Origin of the sequence: Chitinophaga eiseniae, from assembly GCF_012641265.1 — a bacterium.
GTDB lineage: Bacteria > Bacteroidota > Bacteroidia > Chitinophagales > Chitinophagaceae > Chitinophaga > Chitinophaga eiseniae_A.
Genome location: NZ_JABAHZ010000018.1, coordinates 1 through 14,345, shown reverse-complemented (window position 1 = coordinate 14,345; position 14,345 = coordinate 1). Strand labels below are relative to the sequence as shown.

19 protein-coding genes are annotated in these 14,345 nt (G+C 38.8%); 6 read left to right on the top strand and 13 right to left on the bottom strand.

The annotated features are described in order from the left end of the window. The 4 genes from HGH91_RS30880 to HGH91_RS30865 form a co-directional block, all read left to right on the top strand. On the top strand, positions 1-87 hold an 87-nt coding region (locus HGH91_RS30880; RefSeq protein ID WP_168737886.1), incomplete at its 5' end, for an IS3 family transposase. A 51-nt stretch (positions 88-138) separates the two neighbouring features. Further along, on the top strand, positions 139-903 hold the full coding sequence (locus HGH91_RS30875) for a 3'-5' exonuclease (RefSeq protein WP_211092495.1): 765 nt from the start codon (positions 139-141) through the stop codon (positions 901-903). A 147-nt stretch (positions 904-1,050) separates the two neighbouring features. Further along, entirely contained in the window at positions 1,051-1,263 is a 213-nt protein-coding gene (locus tag HGH91_RS30870; protein ID WP_168743094.1) for a hypothetical protein, read from the top strand. 488 nt (positions 1,264-1,751) lie between these two features. After that, a complete protein-coding gene (locus tag HGH91_RS30865; RefSeq protein WP_168743093.1) occupies positions 1,752-3,326 on the top strand; it encodes an AAA family ATPase in 1,575 nt (524 codons plus the stop codon). Positions 3,327-3,559: 233 nt separating this feature from the next. Here the strand turns inward: HGH91_RS30865 and HGH91_RS30860 are convergent, their stop codons facing one another. From HGH91_RS30860 to HGH91_RS30830, 7 genes are all read right to left on the bottom strand, one after another. Beyond that, positions 3,560-4,564, bottom strand: coding sequence for a DUF4238 domain-containing protein (locus HGH91_RS30860; protein ID WP_168743092.1), 1,005 nt, complete (start codon positions 4,562-4,564; stop codon positions 3,560-3,562). A 423-nt stretch (positions 4,565-4,987) separates the two neighbouring features. Then, a complete protein-coding gene (locus HGH91_RS30855; RefSeq protein ID WP_211092494.1) occupies positions 4,988-6,451 on the bottom strand; it encodes an SIR2 family protein in 1,464 nt (487 codons plus the stop codon). Between the two features lie 2 nt (positions 6,452-6,453). Then, positions 6,454-6,993: a toll/interleukin-1 receptor domain-containing protein gene (locus tag HGH91_RS30850; protein ID WP_211092493.1), complete on the bottom strand. Its 540-nt coding sequence runs from the start codon at positions 6,991-6,993 to the stop codon at positions 6,454-6,456. Between the two features lie 8 nt (positions 6,994-7,001). Continuing rightward, positions 7,002-7,655 carry a TIR domain-containing protein gene (locus tag HGH91_RS30845; protein WP_168743090.1) on the bottom strand — a complete coding sequence of 218 codons (654 nt, stop codon included), beginning with the start codon at positions 7,653-7,655 and terminating at the stop codon, positions 7,002-7,004. 1,338 nt (positions 7,656-8,993) lie between these two features. After that, complete coding sequence (locus HGH91_RS30840) at positions 8,994-9,152, bottom strand: hypothetical protein (RefSeq protein WP_168743089.1); 159 nt, start codon at positions 9,150-9,152, stop codon at positions 8,994-8,996. Further along, positions 9,130-9,609, bottom strand: coding sequence for a type II toxin-antitoxin system VapC family toxin (locus tag HGH91_RS30835; protein ID WP_168743088.1), 480 nt, complete (start codon positions 9,607-9,609; stop codon positions 9,130-9,132). Before HGH91_RS30835 ends, HGH91_RS30840 begins: the two co-directional genes overlap by 23 nt. 179 nt (positions 9,610-9,788) lie before the next feature. Further along, entirely contained in the window at positions 9,789-10,076 is a 288-nt protein-coding gene (locus HGH91_RS30830) for a SymE family type I addiction module toxin (RefSeq protein ID WP_168743087.1), read from the bottom strand. A 232-nt stretch (positions 10,077-10,308) separates the two neighbouring features. On the opposite strand from HGH91_RS30830, the gene HGH91_RS30825 reads away from it, so the two are divergent. Further along, positions 10,309-10,668, top strand: a complete 360-nt coding sequence (locus HGH91_RS30825; RefSeq protein WP_078668348.1) for a helix-turn-helix domain-containing protein — start codon at positions 10,309-10,311, stop codon at positions 10,666-10,668. Positions 10,669-10,753: 85 nt separating this feature from the next. On the opposite strand, the gene HGH91_RS30820 is transcribed toward HGH91_RS30825, so the two are convergent. After that, entirely contained in the window at positions 10,754-10,963 is a 210-nt protein-coding gene (locus tag HGH91_RS30820; protein WP_078668349.1) for a hypothetical protein, read from the bottom strand. Positions 10,964-11,012: 49 nt separating this feature from the next. Next, complete coding sequence (locus HGH91_RS30815) at positions 11,013-11,786, bottom strand: hypothetical protein (RefSeq protein WP_168743086.1); 774 nt, start codon at positions 11,784-11,786, stop codon at positions 11,013-11,015. 141 nt (positions 11,787-11,927) lie between these two features. Here HGH91_RS30815 and HGH91_RS30810 point away from each other — a divergent pair, with 141 nt between their 5' ends. Next, positions 11,928-12,140, top strand: coding sequence for a hypothetical protein (locus HGH91_RS30810; RefSeq protein WP_168743085.1), 213 nt, complete (start codon positions 11,928-11,930; stop codon positions 12,138-12,140). Between the two features lie 67 nt (positions 12,141-12,207). On the opposite strand, the gene HGH91_RS30805 is transcribed toward HGH91_RS30810, so the two are convergent. The 4 genes from HGH91_RS30805 to HGH91_RS30790 form a co-directional block, all read right to left on the bottom strand. Further along, the gene (locus HGH91_RS30805; protein ID WP_168743084.1) at positions 12,208-12,873 is read right to left on the bottom strand and encodes a hypothetical protein; all 666 of its coding nucleotides are present in this window, start codon (positions 12,871-12,873) and stop codon (positions 12,208-12,210) included. 68 nt (positions 12,874-12,941) lie between these two features. Then, positions 12,942-13,271 carry a hypothetical protein gene (locus tag HGH91_RS30800; RefSeq protein ID WP_168743083.1) on the bottom strand — a complete coding sequence of 110 codons (330 nt, stop codon included), beginning with the start codon at positions 13,269-13,271 and terminating at the stop codon, positions 12,942-12,944. A 21-nt stretch (positions 13,272-13,292) separates the two neighbouring features. Continuing rightward, positions 13,293-13,874 (bottom strand): hypothetical protein, encoded by a 582-nt coding sequence (locus HGH91_RS30795; RefSeq protein WP_168743082.1) that lies wholly within the window; start codon positions 13,872-13,874, stop codon positions 13,293-13,295. A 384-nt stretch (positions 13,875-14,258) separates the two neighbouring features. Then, positions 14,259-14,345: IS3 family transposase (locus HGH91_RS30790; RefSeq protein ID WP_168737886.1), on the bottom strand; the 87-nt coding region annotated here is incomplete at its 5' end.

The window sequence follows — 14,345 nt, the reverse complement described above, 5'->3', positions numbered from 1 at the left end:
AAATATATTTATTATTACAATAACTATAGGATCAAATTAAAATTAAACGGCTTGAGTCCAGTACAATACCGAACTAAAGCCGCTTAAATTAATAGTCATTTTTGTCCAAACTTTTGGGTGCACTACAAAAAGGATGCTTTGTTGGAAGATGCTAATAATGCGAAATTATATGATCAATTAAGGAATAAGCTATTCTCCGAAGTTAAGGCTATATATATTGACAAGGATTTTTTGATAGATGACAAAAAAAATGACGAAGACGATGAGGGGAAGAAAGGATCAAAAAGAGATAACCTAATTAAACACCTATTTAAAATCCAGAAGAATATTTTTCTATATCAGGATAAAAAGTATAATGACTTTCTAAGAATAACAGATTATAGGGACCGCATTCAATCAATTGACGACAAGAGAAAATTGAAGGATAGCATAGATAAATTGGTCAATGTGGAGAATCGAACGATTGAGGATATTATTAAAGAAGCCGATAGAATGGGGATTTGTTTGATTGATGATAAACTGCTTAGTTTTAAGGAGAAGCAGGAATATTTATTTAATAGAGTAAAGGATATTGAATTTAAAGAATTCCAAAACCTCTATGTTTATTTGGAAGGTAAAACCCCTTTTTCAACTCAGCATAAAACCAAAGGTGCCGAATTTGATAATGTATTTGTTGTTTTGGATAATGGGGGGTGGAATAACTACAATTTTGAGCACTTATTTACCGGAAGTGGGAACTTAAATGTCTTAGGTAGATCTCAGAAAATATTCTATGTATGTTGTACGCGAGCAAAAGAACGTTTGGCTGTTTTTTACCATAACCCATCTGCTTCGGTTATAAATAAGGCAAAAGAATGGTTTGGGGAATCAAAGGTCATCAATGTAACAGGTTTGCAGTTATAAGGAACTCTGGGGTAGTGTGTTCGATGTGAAAGTCCAGGCTATTGATAGTATGTTGAAATCAAATACTTATAGGGAGGCTGTAGCCTGACGAATTATTGTCCTTAATCAATTTTACAACCAGGAATTTTAAATATTAAATCTCTATTTATGGCAGATCATCGTGTTAATATCCAGTTACCTGAAACCGAATTAGGACGGGCTGATACAATCCTGAAAGTGAAAAAAGATGGGAAATTACTTGGGACCATTCATATATCGCACGGGGCATTTGAATATCGACCAAGTGGTTGGGCGGAGAAGAATCGAATAAAAATTAATTGGGTGGATTTCCATAATTTAATTTTGGAAGCTAGGAAATAATCCTGCGACTATTGCTACTAAAGAAGATGACAATGTGTTTTTTTTGTGGCTGCTACTCGCTTCATTATTTGAAATTCCCGCTTGGTTGGGAAGAGTGACGATGCTGCCGTATATTTATATGGACATTCAAAGCGAAGCCAGTATTAAGTTCCCTTTAATAATTGGAATGGGAAATTAATATTTTGTTGTATGTCAATTTCTAATTGCAGTTAGAATAGTCGATCGAGCCTTTTTGTCAACCGGGCGGCTGCAGCTATTCACTACGCTACGGATTCAGATTATCCATGCCGACTCCAAGTACATCTTGCTGATGAGCGTTGGAGAAATGCCAGATAAGTTAAGTCTTGTTGTAATGTCTTTGTTTGTATTACAGGAAATACATAATTTGAATGAAATGCGTTCTTCTTGCAGCTTATTTTTTAGTCGGGAGCGTTGAGATGCCTGACTAAAAATTAACAACAACTAACAACCAAAATTTTATTACGTGTATGGCTATTTCAGGTCAGATTTTGAAGGCTATCAATTTTGCTAAACTCAAAGGGCTCAAGGACATCGAAATCGAATTTGGGCCGCATCGAATAACCGCAATTATGGGCTGTAACGGGGCCGGGAAAACTACCGTATTGCATTCTATAGCCTGTATATATCAACCACCTGCTAATTCAAATAAGCGAGATTACCGATTTCCAGAATTTTTTATTCCTACAAACCATTCTATCTGGAACGGCAGTCAGTTTGAAGTATTGCAAGATTTTCGTAATGGCCAAATAGTGGCTACAGATCATCGTACTACCTTTAAAAAGGCGCAAGATAGGTGGACGCCTAAGTATAGTAGCAGGGTAGAGAGATATGTTACATACATAGGACTGACTACGGCGGTGCCCCAGATTGAAAAAGAGAGCATAAAAACCAAAAAACTATTTAATGCTCCGGGAATAGCATATGCCGACCCTGCCCATGCTGCTAGAGTGATGAATCTTGCTGGTCAGGTAATTGGTAGGACGTATACAAGTATTAGTTTTTTGACAGCTTCTGGCAAAAGATATTTGGGAGTACAGGCGGATGGCATTGACTATTCGTCGTTAAGTATGGGGGCTGGTGAACAGAGAATATTTCATATTTTGGATGAAGTACTGAAAGCGCCGAACAATGGACTAATCTTAGTAGATGAAATTGATGCTCTCTGTTATCCTGACGCATTTCGTAGATTGTTACGGATTCTAAATGACCAAGCAGAAGCAAAAAGACTACAGATTATTTTTACCATGCAGTCAACTGAATTTTTTGATATTCTTTATATCAATTTCCGGCATCTGCTTCAGACTCCCGCAAGAACACTTTGTTTTAGTGAAACGAAGCCCGATGCAATTTCTAGACTAACAGGGGTTCCTCAGCGGCCCCTGGAAATTTTTGTAGAAGATTTTGTAGCAGCCGCAATTGTAAAAAAGGTAGCCGGTCAGTTGATGATGTCAAAATATTTGGCAATTGAATCTTTCGGCGCTGCAATTAACTGCTTTAGTACTGTTGCTGGTGCAAGCCTAATGAGGCAGGATAACTATGATAATATGTTGTTTGTGTTGGACGGCGATGTGCATAGAACAGATGCGGAAAAGACTACCCAGTTACGTAAGGTGCTATCAGGGGATAATCCTGAAACTGAACAAAGAAGATTAGACGCTCTCTCAAAAATTACTCAGTTTAATTTACCAGTAGGTGTATCACCAGAGAGATATTATCATTCGATTATTTGCCAAATTGATACAGCAGGATTAACAGCTGAACAGGTAGAAATTGTAAGGGTAATGCAACAAATTCAACAGGTTCCTGACAACCATCAGTATTTTGGAGATTTATATGACAGAATGGATTTTAGTCCAGCAGTCGGGCTCAGTAAGTTGGTTGATCTACTTTGTCTTACAGCAGAATGGGATGTGATAGTTGCAAGCATAAAAAGGTGGTTAGAAGCAAAGGCTCCCCAAATCATGGAACAGCCACCAGTGCGGCCTGTTATGGCCGCCCCAGTACCTACTAACGGCACGACACTACCGTCACCTGCTCCATAAATCAGCATTGATATCGTTTTACATTATTCCTTAGATTTAAGCCCCTGCTAAGTTCATACAGACGCAGCTCAGTTGTTTTGGGCTGCTGGCGGACCTGCTGTATAGTCCATCTTTTATGAGGGTTGTTAAGTAACATTTGAGGGTGGAAGGGTATAGCATTATAGGTACATTATGCAGCTCATTTAGACGCTCAAGAGAGCTTTGTGTAGAAAAAAGCCTAGACTATTAAATCTCTAAAATAGGCCTAATTCTTTACCTTTCTTGATATAATCATCAAACGACGTCATGTTCTTTATTTCTTCTTCTGATAAAGGCCGCTCGGCAAGATCTTTTGTCTGCAAATAACCCATTAGGGATTGTTCATCACCCAATATGAAACGATCGGCTTTCTGGAATTGTTCAGCATTGGAGATGAGCTTTTCAGTTCTACAGAAAAGGCCGGTGACATTATGACGAACGATTAATTTTCTTGCTTCTTCGTCGGCATCGGGCATCAAAAAGAGCATGTGTTTTTTGTCGAGCGGCAGTTTCATTATGTTGCTTGGATCGAAAGGTGTAATATGCCCACCCTTAATATTCTGGAGTACTACTGGGTTGTCGCTGGTGATGAATTCGCAATCATCGTCGGCCAATTTGGATACGAATATATTATCACTCTTTATTCTTGCCTCAATCAATTTCAGAGCGACTTCTAGTTGCGTGATTACCTGTCCCGGCCTATTTTCTACTTTGTACTCAGCTAGCAGCTCTTCTGGTGTTTTGTCTTTTATAGAAACTTTGATGCCTTCAAAAAGAAAGTAATCTTTACCGGCCTGTTGACATAGCGAAAACATCTGTGTGTACACTCGTTTTAAAAGATCATTATGTTGGTTGATCCATTTGGTTGTACGGTAGAAAGTTGTTACAACAGTGGAGATTATCAGCTCTCTCTCCTCATGTGTAATAGTAGTTTTGGATGGATCCGTTAGTAACGCGTATATTGAGTTGTAATGCTGCTCAATTTCATCAGAGTAAAATTTTTCAAGGAGCATTTTTTCTTCCGCGGTTTCACCTGGTAATGTATAGAGGTTTCTCTCCAGGCAGACATTCTTAATATTAATATCAAAAATATTTTCCGGCCGAGCATCTTCAATAGAAAGAGCCTTAACAAAATATTCGTCTCCGACCTGCTTGCTTGCGAAATTTTTTAGATATGTTCTGGGAACATAGTGTTGCCTTTTAACTAGATTTTGCGTCATTTCTGTATATTTATCGAATCTTCAGGTTTACCAATTTATATAAAAACGTTATGGACTGTGAAGTGAATATTTAAATTTAACAATTGGAAGTTGCGAATTCAATTTGGTTTTGATGCTTATTTTTATTTATGGAACATCCCGGATGCTAAGTTAATTGAGAAAATAGAATCCAATCTTTGCTAAAAATATATTGCCTTGACAAACTGGTTTTCACCTCAATGTTATAGAATCTAAACCATAAATAAACATTGTAAATTGCTAGATATCCATATCTCAATTGGATATCTAGTAATATCTAAAACAATTTCTTTGGAAAAAAAGGTAGGGAATGTCGTTTTTTCATTTAAAAATTTTCAGTAAATAAAGACTGGCCAAACTGAAAGTTTCTCTTAATCACGAACTAATAAAAATTTGAGTCTTAAGCTATGCTTTTTGTAATATATTTATAGCTTTTATTGTGTTTGTAATCACATCATCCTTTGAAATATTTTCTTTACCCAATTCTTTGATTGCATTATGTAGTTCGGTGTTGTCTGGATAAAATGTATTTAGATTTTCATTTACGTTATCCCATAATACTTTCGCTACTGAACCCGTAGCCCCTATGGGAATGGGAATGACATTGTGCTTTATGCAAATTTCGAACTCCTCCAGTATACCGTTGGAGTTAATTGTGGATCCATCTGGAGCTTGCTTATTACCAAATACAAAAATAGCAATTCCCGATTTTGAGATCATATCATTTCTATAGTCTGTCCATATCTCAGATATGTTTCTATTGCCAGATTGAGTTTGTGGAAACGGCCTAAGAATTAATAGGTCGTCTAAGTTCCGATAATTGGAGTTTAATTTGAAATCTAAGGCCCCATTAATAACAATACTTCCGATTCCTAAACCATATCCAGAAACGATTTTATAATCTTTCTCTGCTAATTTGTAACTTAAAGAGTGAATGAGATTTTTAGCCTCGTCATCACTATAAGGTTGGTAGGTGTGGGCAGCACCAGATATAAAAATATTTTTCCTTTTTATTCTTTTTTCAATTTCGATAAGTATTTTAGTAATATCACTATAATCCTTAATCATAATGGCATTTATGCCATAGCGCTTCAAATCTGCTATTTTTAATTTTTGTTTAACTTGATCATATATATAGTCCTCGTGATTTTTTTCTACCGTTTTTTTTGAATCGTTGTAATTTGATGCATTAATTTCTTTAAAGAAACAATAGTGATTCGGAGTGTGTTCTTCTAACAGAATTTTTATCCTGCTTAGGACAAAATCTAAGTTTGGATCGTCAAAGCTAAAGCCAATAAAAAGAAATTTTCTTGACAGTAAGTCTCCTCTTAACGCAGTGGAAAATAGTTCACGTTTGGTGTTGTAATAATCATAGTCATCCTTTGTTAATACAGCTTCATGCGGAGAATCTTTGTCTCCATGCATTTTGTAAACTACAGCATTTTTCTTTTTGATATATCTAGCAAAATGTTCTTTTATAATTTTTACATCCACAATCTTTCCTTCCTTTTCTAGCGTTTTTTCGATCAACTTATCATAATTTGTTGTCCAAAAAGTATCAATCCCTAGTCGTGATAGTATTTGATGGTTAATATTTCCATCTCTTAATGTTGTGAATTCGTTGATTATCTTGTCATTTATTTTGGATCGATTGAAACTGTTACAATAGTATTGTGCAAGAGACAAAAAATCTGTTTCTTTTTCAATATCCAGCCCTATTTCAGTAGCTAAGTCTCTTAGAAGTCCCTTCCAGTCCACAAAACCATTAGGTGCAGATAGTCCTGCACCAGCAAAAATTGCCGCATCTCCATTATTTATTTCAATCACAAATTCGTTAATAAAATTTCTTTGTTGCGGAGTAAATTCCATAGTTATTTGTTCAGCCAATTTGTTAATGAATCAGAATTGCCATTTGGATATATTATTTTATAGTCGGCATTGTAATTTGAGCTATTTTCAATTCTTGGGTATATTTGAAGATATTCATTTCCTTGCCAGGTATCGCGATTATCCGCTAAAGGGAGCGTACATATTTTATCCAGTAGCAGTTTGTGGGCATCGCCAATACCAACCTCCCAATTACACCATCTTGATGTTATGGCATCATTTGGTGCAAGTAAAATAAACTTATCATTCTTTCTAATCTGACTCTTTATTTTGCTCGCTGTCTCCGCACTTGTTTTTTCTGGCATTGTTTTATCAGCCCAATCAACATATATTCTAATCCCCAGATTTTCGAAAAATTCTTTTGCTTGCGATATTAACTCTCTGTCTTTATGAGAATGGGATAAAAAAATGCTGGTCTTTGAGCTGTTTTCCGAATAAGATCTTGCTTCGTTTAAAGCAATCAGTCCCCTGTTTTTTGCCTTACTTAAAGCAAGGGCTTTAAATTCTTGTTTGGTAAATATCATAATTTATGCTAAATAGATTTACAGACATTATAATTTTCTTTGTTTTCTAAAATTTCTAAAGCTATGTTGATATAATAATCCATATCTAAGATAAAGTCACACCACCTAACTGTTTTTATAAACGATGTTTCTCCCTCATGTATCAAATTGCCATTGCAATATCTCGTCTTGGGGTTTTTGTGATTGAACATATTCTTTTTTAGAATATCGAACAGCTGACCTGTAAATTGTGTAGTACTATTGCAGGTGGGATTGTATCTATAGTAGTAGTCGTAACTATTAATCTGATCGGGTAAGACTACACCGAGGACAGCGTTGGTTTTGCTAGTTCTTCCCTGGCGGGATTGCTCTCGTAAAGAATAGGAGATCTCCCAGGGTATCCATTGGTCTTTATCGGGTCGATTTTCTTTCATTCCTTTTGATATAAGTACAATTGTTATTGTGCTATCAAAAATTTTATCTCCAAGTTTAGAACCAATAGTTGAATCAGCTAAGGTAGCCATACTTTCTCCATCATCTTCCCCTTTATTGATATGGTTTGTATGGTCAAGTTTGTTTTGAATTGTATCAACGTAATCCCTGACTGTAGTAAAAGGCTTGTATGGTAAAGATGCAACTTGAGTATCAGCATATTTGTAAGAAATGAAAATTTTTTTACCCATTTAGTATGATATTTTGAAGATTAACTTGTTAAAAACTCCTGGTATTATTTTTTATCGATCTTTAAATTGGGGGAATCAAATAGTACTGATTATAGGATTGCTTTACAGAGGTATATCAAACAATCTATGTTTTTCTGTCGTAGGAATTCTATGAAGATCTGTAACTTATTGATTCATGAATTGCATAATTCTCTTAATCATTCATTATGACAATTCTTATAGCGGTCTTTCATCTAAAAAGGTACCAGATAACTATGAGGCTGCTTAAGAGCCTATTGAATAACTATATATTAACATATTTATTTTAAATTATAGTATTATCCATATAGAATCAGTTAATATGTTTACTAGATAAAAATAAATGTTTTTATTCTTAAATATGTCATATTTTCATTTCAATGTAGTTGTGGCATTTAAGAGTGTTTTTTTGGCAGGTTAAAAGGTCTCACTCCGGCGTCAGTCGGCAAAAAGGGCGCCAGTCCCTCGCTTGCCCCCTTCCGCTTCGCTACAGGGGCTGCGCTCCGTCCTGTCACCCTTTTCGCGCTCCCTCCGCCTTCGTTCGGGCAGCTCCCGGTCTGGCTAAGGGCTGTTTTTACAATTGGTGGCCTTTATGCCCGCCATCCCTTCGCTGCCCATTTTGTCCGCCCCCCGCCCGCCACCCCCGGCCTTTCATTTTTGATTTTGCCGTCCGCTGGCGCTCCCGGCCAGACATAAGTCGAAGGCGCGGCCTGCTGCGGCTCGCCCTCGCTTGGCCCCTCCGCTGCGCTACGGGGCCTGCGCTCTGGCTGCCGCCGCAGCGGCCGGGGGTGGAAGGGCGGCGGGGGCGGGGCGACAGTAATCCTATTTAACGGGAGATTATAGCTGCCAGACGATAGCACCCTGATTGAGCGACCGACGGGAGAACCAGGCGCGCGAACACCAGCATTTGTACCATGGTCAACAGTGTACTATCGCGCGGCGTCCGTGCTGGTAGATGATGGGAGCAACAGTTGAACAAAGGCTCAACAGCATCACTTTGACCGACGAAAGAACATAGGCTCGGCTTCTGTAACCCATCATCTACCATCCCGGACGTTTGCCGCTTGTTCCAGTATTTTTTTCAACTATACCTTTTCTGTAGCTGGCTACTGACTGCCTTTCCGAAAAGGGAACCCATTCACGGTCCGGTAGCCTCCTGACCGCAGCGGTCTCCCGGCTGATAGGCGCCGGCTGGCACCTGGTGCTGTTATATGGTGCGTTACCCAAATAACGGTCCGTCAGCGCGGCAGATATTAGCTATTAGCCACGCTGGCAAACCTTATATGTAATGAAGTAAATGTAAAATGGAGATTGGGGGAGTTAACGTTTTCTTAGCGCTTTTTCTTCCAAATGGAATTCCTTCCATGCGGTTTTCAGGTCTTTCAACAATAAATCATGGTTACCGATGTATTTAACGCTCATTTCCTCCCTGATCTTTCTCACCTCTGCCACAGCATCATATTTTTTTCTTTTTTTCATGATCATATGGTTTTAAGATTTCGCGCGGGGTCCTGATCTCAATTTGCCGGTACCCCATTTGCAAATTTATGGAATTATACAGTTTTATACGGTCAAGGTTTACGATGTGTTTAAAGTTCCAACTGGCGAGAACATCAGCCCCGTGCAATGTCGCAAGCGCAATATGTAACGCGTCATTATAGGAATTGTCACTTAGCGCACCCGCCGCAATATACGTATCTGCCAGCTTCATAGCTTTCACATGCCCCTTTACTTTGACTTTAAACCGTTTCGGAATTTCCGCCAGCTTCGCTTTTACTTCAGCTCCTGCAGGTTTCAGTTCCATCATAACTAGGTCGGAAAGCATTAGCTTCTTTATGCCGGTCCTAAACTCGTCAAAAAGCGCATTGCTGTGTACTTGAAATTCTTGGTCAAAACATCCCCCAATTACAGAGGTATCTGTATAAACATTCAACATGGTTGATAATTGAGCTAAGTGAAGAAGAGGGTTAAATCAAACTGCCTGATATAGGCACATAGTTGCGCTACGAACATGCGATGTTCGCTGGTGAGCGTATTTTCATCTTTAAACATGGTTTAATGACAACCGATCTGTAGAAGATTAGCCGGTTGCTTTGGGTTAACAGAAGTAGAGGGTTATTCTTCTTCGTTTAGGTTTATGGAGGCCAGCAGACGGCTGATTTGCCGCATTTTCCTTTTGCTGGCAGTTGGTTCCGGTTGGAGGGGTACAACTGGCAATTTTTCATTGGTAATTACTAAACGGTTGCGTCGCACCTGGACATTAACCCGGTCACCAATAGCAAAGCCGGCATCATGAAGCCAGACGCCCGCAAGTTGAATACAGGAGACAGATATCCACTGATCTGCTCGTTCCTGATGAAGTTGTTTAACAGTTATACTTCTTGTTTTTGGTTTGCTTTTCATAATTGTACTTATTTATCATAAATATACAAATAAGTACATTTTTAAACAAATGAATAAGTGCTTTTTTGTTCTTAAAAGGATAATTATTTTCTATCTTTTGGTGTATAATTACACCAATTGAATAAATATTGCATTGTTGATATTTTATATATGATTGTGGTATTAACGCTTCTTCTTAGATTGAGATTGAATTGAACTTTTACTTGAATTAACCCAATCAACAAATCAATTTATGACATTCGGACAAAGGGTAACTATTGCAAGAAAGCAGAAGAACCTTACCCAAACGGAATTGGCAGCACAGATAGGCACCAGCGGGAATATTGTAAGTAAATATGAAAGAGATTTCATAACCCCATCTATCGAGGTTGCCGCAAAGATTGCCGAAGTGTTAGGAACATCAATAGACTACCTGGTTACAGGAGCATTACCTGAAGGCGGGACAGTGTCGAATGAGGAGAAAATCCAACTACAGCAGTTTGACCAGCTCTCACCCGAAGATAAGCTACATGTCCTGGCTGTCGTTGAGGCTTTCGTAACCAAATCGAAATTACAATCTGTACTAGCACGGCCATCCTGGACAAAAAAATAAAGGCACCCGTTTTGTGACGAGTGCCTTTACACCAAACAATCCCAAAGGTAACCACACCTTAGCCGGGAAACTATTTATCAGCGGCCTAACCGCCTTCATTTGACACTGCTGTTTGACTAACCCCAGTCATGACTGTACCAGCAACAGCGATATAACCGGCAATTTTCACGATGATAGCAGGGATGGCGGGAATACCCATCAGGGCACCGCTGATCGCTGTCAGGACCAGACCTATATTTCGCACCTTACTGAAAAAGGGCGGAGTTGATGCGGTGAGTCGTTGTGCAAGTTTCATATACACAGTTTAAGAGGTGAAGAAATGCCGGCCCACGTGGGCCGGGTTATTAAGGGTTTGGTGCTGCCGGCATACCGGAAACGTCCACCAAAGCCAGCGCGTTGTATGCGCCGTTTTTAAGGCTGTACAAGGCCCCGTTAACTTGCTGGTAGAACTCCACACCCAACGCCAGAAACAGCGGCTTGGTGGTGTTATCCGTCACATTTACGGTCAAATTCATGAGAGCAGTCGGGGTTGCATCAATGGGCAGCTCTGCACTGGCAGCACTTCCATTGATGAATGTTTCCGCCTCGAAATCAATCTCCGCACCGGCCGCCTGGACTTTGAAATGGGTAGCACCTGCAGGAGCGGCCACCATGTTGATGGGAACGAATGACGGAATATCGACGATCAGAGTACCGGCAGCGCGATCAATGGCAGTGGTGAACGGGGCGTACAACGTACCGCCCAACCGGGCGTTACTGTTGAACTCAAAACCTTTGAGCAGCTCCGCCTCACCGTCAATAACGTTGCGCTGACCGCGTACATTGGTTGCATCTGCCTGGATCACCTTCACCATTTCACGGGTCAGGCGGGATGACATATAGCTATCGCCGATGTTCAGGAGCAATGCCCGGAATGCTGTGCGTAACAGCTTACCGGCTTTGCCGGCACGACCGAATTCCGCGCCATTTTCCCGGGTCCGGATAAACGCCGGATCTGTTGCGATCCGGCTGGCATCCACACCGCCTTTCTCACGTGCTAGGTGTCCGGCTTTCGTTTTGTAAAAGGTGATATTGCCGATTGTTCCTTTCAGGGGAATAATTCCACTTTGTCTTGCCATATAGAAACAATTGAATGATAGAAAGGGCTGTTTACATAGCCAAGCCCGTTAGGCTCACATCTGCGCAGGATGCAGTACATTTGCGGTAACCACCCCAAACCTAAGCCGGTATTTTAACTCAGAAAAATTTCCATTCCGATTATGCCATTTTCGCAGAGAATAGTACCTAACCGCATAGTGATTTATGCAAAAAACGTGATGAATATTACCGGCCGGAGTGAGCGAACAGCCAGGAAGATCTTGCAGCAGATAAGACAGGCCAGCGGCAAGAAGCGGGGTGACATGATAACTGTAGTAGATTTTTGCCGGGTTACCGGTATTGACCAGAATTTGGTAATAGACTTTCTAAAGTAGGATAATGGTATTTTAAAGCCTGTTCCACTAGTGTATGGTATATTACCGGACAGAAAAGGATATTACCTCACGATATTGAAGTTAACGATGAATTATCTCCAGTATTTATTACGTTGTTATTCCCAGTGTTATAGATGTTTTGCACAAAGTTATTGATCATTGGATTTCCGCTACTAAGTTGCGCTATTGTTGGGTTATTGCCGTATTCAGATTCAAGTTTCAACATCAGATCTAATAATTTAGATCTAGTTGACGCCAAAATATCATAAAAAACACTTACAGAGGTAACTAACGTCGCGCTATAGAGACCCATAAAAGGGTTTTGTTCAGAATATTTTCTTTGCAGGAATTGGAGGACATCACCGCTTAGCTTATAACTGATTTGCCCACTTTTATCGCCCGCCGATAATAGATATTCTAGTGCAGAACAGCTTTGCGTAATCCTGGTGGAAGTGAGGTACTTTGTAATTTTATCGGAAATATCAGGAATTGGCAAGGCTGTATCAGTGACCTTTACATTGCCATTTACATAAGAGCCTTGCAAGTTGCATGGAGCAATCCTATAAAGAGGGACTTTGTTAGCATCTTCATAGCCTTCAATCTCATTATTAACCCATTGTAATAAGTCATTATTTTTTATCCTAGATGCAAGGATCTTTGTTCCTAAGAGTGGGGTTGAGAGCGGACTTTCTGAAATGGCTAATTGATCAATAATTGAGCTTATTGTTTGCATGTGGTAATGATAAGTAAAGCAAAAAATATTTCTTATTAATCTTTGAGTTTTCCGGATGATGAACTAGACTACATCATACCGAAATATGTTTTTATGGCTGTTGCCAGTAGATTACCTGCAGCGCTAATGCCAATTTTACTAGCTCCACTCAAAGCCTTGGAATACATATTGCCAACCCAATTACTAGCTTTGGGCCCAAGATTATTTCCTTCTGGCTTTTCAGTTTGAACAATTTGACTAATTTCCTCAATTTCACTTTTTTCAACTCCAATTTCTTCCAGTTTCCTTTGAAATGCGGCTAAATCACCTTTCTGAATAATATTTTTGACATTGATTTGATTATTGTTTCCGGTATTGATAGTATTTCCATCACCGGAATTATGAATTGTAGTGGTCATGATAAACTTGTTGGTTGGTTTTTACTTATTTTGAATGGATGTATTGCAATCAATACTATTTTGGTCACCTATATTTATAAAATTACCATCTCCAGTATTAATAATGACTAAATCTCGAAATTTGTCGAGGGTGATTGCCTTATTGCTCTTTTTATTATATAGATACTTTATATAGTAAGCGAATGTTACACCAATTTTGATCCAATTAAAGCAAATCTGTTCAAATTCACCCCCAGTTGAAACCCAAACGGGATATCCTTTTTGTTGATTGTTTTTATTGGATAAATCACATTCAACTTTGGCAGAATCTATAATTTGTCCGATTGTTGTTGTTCTGCCTCTGGTCAGTGCTTCAAAGGATTTTGTTGCACAAATGGAATGCATAAAAGGCTGCGCCATTTGAGAATTTCCAACTTCGACAAAAACTCCAAATAGTTCCCGATTATTTAGATTGTGGGTTATGTCTTCAATCTCCTGTTGAATAAAGATATCTGACGGTATGAAGGATGCTGCAAGAGCTTCGCGATTTGCATAATCAGCTATGAATTTTTCAAGTTCGTCCTTATCTGGAATTAACTCTAAAAGATTGTATTGTTTGTTCATTTGATACTCAATGAATGAATTTATACAATTTACCAATAAAATTTGTATAAAAAAACAATCAATTTTCAACATGAAGGGCATTAGATAGTATAGGAAAGGAGAAGAAGTTGATATGCTCCAACAGGGTTGGATGAAACAGATATTTCGTCTGTTTTACACTGATTTAGTAACGGTTTTCGTGCCTTTGTACTGCTTATAAGTTCTATCAAACCCTTCAAAAGTAAGCTATTTCGCGAGCCAATAAAAGCTTCTACGGTAGTTGTTGAATCCTCGAAAAGCAGCACTAATTAATCCATAGATATAATCCTAGAGAGATCACTGGAAGATAATAAAGCCCACGACTTTGTAGTGCACCCAAAAGTTTGGACAAAAATGACTATTAATTTAAGCGGCTTTAGTTCGGTATTGTACTGGACTCAAGCCGTTTAATTTTAATTTGATCCTATAGTTATTGTAATAATAAATATATTT

Excerpts from the sequence above, each read along its gene's own strand:
- HGH91_RS30845 (WP_168743090.1), bottom strand. The coding sequence starts at position 7,655 with ATGGGTAAAAAAATTTTCATTTCTTACAAATATGCTGATACTCAAGTT.
- HGH91_RS30870 (WP_168743094.1), top strand. The coding sequence starts at position 1,051 with ATGGCAGATCATCGTGTTAATATCCAGTTACCTGAAACCGAATTAGGA.
- HGH91_RS30820 (WP_078668349.1), bottom strand. The coding sequence starts at position 10,963 with ATGAAACTTGCACAACGACTCACCGCATCAACTCCGCCCTTTTTCAGT.
- HGH91_RS30850 (WP_211092493.1), bottom strand. The coding sequence starts at position 6,993 with ATGATATTTACCAAACAAGAATTTAAAGCCCTTGCTTTAAGTAAGGCA.
- HGH91_RS30835 (WP_168743088.1), bottom strand. The coding sequence starts at position 9,609 with ATGTTGAATGTTTATACAGATACCTCTGTAATTGGGGGATGTTTTGAC.
- HGH91_RS30800 (WP_168743083.1), bottom strand. The coding sequence starts at position 13,271 with ATGACCACTACAATTCATAATTCCGGTGATGGAAATACTATCAATACC.
- HGH91_RS30810 (WP_168743085.1), top strand. The coding sequence starts at position 11,928 with ATGCCATTTTCGCAGAGAATAGTACCTAACCGCATAGTGATTTATGCA.
- HGH91_RS30860 (WP_168743092.1), bottom strand. The coding sequence starts at position 4,564 with ATGACGCAAAATCTAGTTAAAAGGCAACACTATGTTCCCAGAACATAT.
- HGH91_RS30815 (WP_168743086.1), bottom strand. The coding sequence starts at position 11,786 with ATGGCAAGACAAAGTGGAATTATTCCCCTGAAAGGAACAATCGGCAAT.
- HGH91_RS30830 (WP_168743087.1), bottom strand. The coding sequence starts at position 10,076 with ATGAAAAGCAAACCAAAAACAAGAAGTATAACTGTTAAACAACTTCAT.
- HGH91_RS30805 (WP_168743084.1), bottom strand. The coding sequence starts at position 12,873 with ATGCAAACAATAAGCTCAATTATTGATCAATTAGCCATTTCAGAAAGT.
- HGH91_RS30855 (WP_211092494.1), bottom strand. The coding sequence starts at position 6,451 with ATGGAATTTACTCCGCAACAAAGAAATTTTATTAACGAATTTGTGATT.
- HGH91_RS30795 (WP_168743082.1), bottom strand. The coding sequence starts at position 13,874 with ATGAACAAACAATACAATCTTTTAGAGTTAATTCCAGATAAGGACGAA.
- HGH91_RS30865 (WP_168743093.1), top strand. The coding sequence starts at position 1,752 with ATGGCTATTTCAGGTCAGATTTTGAAGGCTATCAATTTTGCTAAACTC.
- HGH91_RS30825 (WP_078668348.1), top strand. The coding sequence starts at position 10,309 with ATGACATTCGGACAAAGGGTAACTATTGCAAGAAAGCAGAAGAACCTT.
- HGH91_RS30840 (WP_168743089.1), bottom strand. The coding sequence starts at position 9,152 with ATGAAAAAAAGAAAAAAATATGATGCTGTGGCAGAGGTGAGAAAGATC.